The sequence below is a fragment of the Cellulosimicrobium sp. AB352 genome (assembly GCF_049538415.1).
Classification (GTDB): domain Bacteria; phylum Actinomycetota; class Actinomycetes; order Actinomycetales; family Cellulomonadaceae; genus Cellulosimicrobium; species Cellulosimicrobium funkei.
Genome location: NZ_JBMVFX010000044.1, coordinates 1 through 971 on the forward strand (window position 1 = coordinate 1; position 971 = coordinate 971).

Genomic DNA, 971 nt, shown 5'->3' on the forward strand with positions numbered 1-971 from the left:
CGGTCGTCGGGGTCAGGCGGACTTCTCGCGCGGGGTGCGGGCGCGCGCGGTCGTGGTGCGCGGCACGATCGTGGGATTGACGTTGTCCAGCACGACCTCACGCGTGATCACGACCCGCTCCACGTCATCACGCGACGGCACGTCGAACATCACCTGCTGCAACACCTCCTCCATGATCGCGCGCAACCCCCGCGCCCCCGTCCCACGCAACAACGCCTGCTCCGCGACCGCCTCGACCGCACCCTCGGTGAACTCCAGCTCCACCCCGTCGATCGCGAACATCCGCTGATACTGCTTCACCAACGCGTTCCGCGGCTGGGTCAGGATCCGCACCAACGCCTCCCGGTCCAACGCCGCCACCGACGCGATCACCGGAAGGCGCCCGATGAACTCCGGGATCAACCCGAACCGGTGCAGATCCTCGGGGCGCACCTGCGCGAACAGGTCCTCCCCTGCACCCGTCTCGATCGGCGCACCAAAACCCACACCCCGCTTGCGCGCCCGCGCCGCCACGATGTCGTCCAACCCCGCAAAAGCCCCCGCCACGATGAACAGCACGTTCGAGGTGTCCACCTGGATGAACTCCTGGTGCGGATGCTTACGACCACCCTGCGGCGGCACCGACGCCGACGTCCCCTCGATGATCTTCAACAACGCCTGCTGCACACCCTCACCCGACACGTCCCGCGTGATCGAGGGGTTCTCCGCCTTGCGCGCCACCTTGTCGATCTCATCGATGTAGATGATGCCCGTCTCAGCCTTCTTCACGTCGAAGTCCGCCGCCTGCACCAGCTTCAGCAGAATGTTCTCCACGTCCTCACCGACATACCCCGCCTCGGTGAGCGCCGTCGCGTCCGCGATCGCGAAAGGCACGTTCAACATCCGCGCCAACGTCTGCGCCAGATACGTCTTGCCCGTCCCCGTCGGACCGATCAACAAGATGTTCGACTTCGCCAGCTCCACGTAGTCCG

1 protein-coding gene is annotated in these 971 nt (G+C 66.1%); it reads right to left on the reverse strand.

The window, feature by feature from the left end:
* Positions 1-12 precede the first annotated feature (12 nt).
* Positions 13-971: ATP-dependent Clp protease ATP-binding subunit ClpX (gene clpX / locus ACPCUX_RS18750; protein ID WP_061269488.1), on the reverse strand; the 959-nt coding region annotated here is incomplete at its 5' end.